Origin of the sequence: Collinsella sp., from assembly GCF_052346665.1 — a bacterium.
In the GTDB taxonomy this organism is placed as follows: Bacteria; Actinomycetota; Coriobacteriia; order Coriobacteriales; family Coriobacteriaceae; genus Collinsella.
The window spans coordinates 2,847-3,632 of sequence record NZ_DAWDUX010000029.1 but is presented as its reverse complement, the minus strand read 5'-3'; the positions used below and the strand labels follow the sequence as shown (position 1 = coordinate 3,632).

The following is a 786-nucleotide window of genomic DNA, read 5'->3' as shown; positions in this document are numbered from 1 at the left end:
GGGGAGCGGTTCGGCTTGGCGACGCTTCATCAGCTGCGCGGTCGCGTGGGCCGTGGCCCTATTCCCGGCAACTGCATGGTGCTCACGGAGGTCCGGTCAAAGCGCGGCGTCCGGTCGCCCGCGCTCGAACGACTCGAGGCGCTTGCTCGCACTTCTGACGGCTTCGAACTTGCCGAGATGGACTTGCGTCTTCGTCATGAGGGCGAGATCCTCGGCCTGAGGCAGCACGGCGGGGTCTCACTTCGTTTTGTCGATTTAGACGCCGATGTCGATCTGGTCGAGTACGCTCATGATGACGCGGAGGAGCTCCTCCGGTATTCGCGAGATCTTACCGCTAAGGCGACGATGCCGTTGCGCCATGAGGTCATTGCGCGATACGGAGATGTTTTCAAGGAGGTCAGTGGAGGATGAGAATCGTCGGAGGAGAGTGGCGCGGACGGCCCATCGAGTCGCCCCGTGGGCGTGACATCAGCCGCCCCACGACCGATCGCGTGCGCGAGGCTATCGCCTCAATGCTGGAAAGCGCCCTTGATGGGGGCGTCGAGGGCTCCCGCGTCCTCGATGCCTTTGCCGGGTCCGGAGCCCTGGGGCTGGAACTCCTCTCACGCGGGGCGTCTCATGTGACGTTCTTCGACCTCGATCGGGGTGCATCGGCGCTCGTGCAGCGCAATCTCGCCAAGCTTGGATGCGAGCGTGAGCGGGCGCGCGTTGTCGCCGGCGACGTGATTACGGCAGCGCGACGTGGCCGTATGCCCGGGGCTCCCTTCGACGTGGTGCTCATCGACC

The 786-nt window shown here is 65.0% G+C and carries 1 protein-coding gene and 1 pseudogene; both read left to right on the top strand.

From position 1 onward, the window contains the following. Positions 1 to 411, top strand: a pseudogene (locus ACT8II_RS06465) (ATP-dependent DNA helicase RecG); the annotation flags it as partial. Then, positions 408 to 786: RsmD family RNA methyltransferase (locus tag ACT8II_RS06460; protein WP_443813400.1), on the top strand; the 379-nt coding region annotated here is incomplete at its 3' end. The pseudogene ACT8II_RS06465 and the gene ACT8II_RS06460, both read left to right, overlap by 4 nt.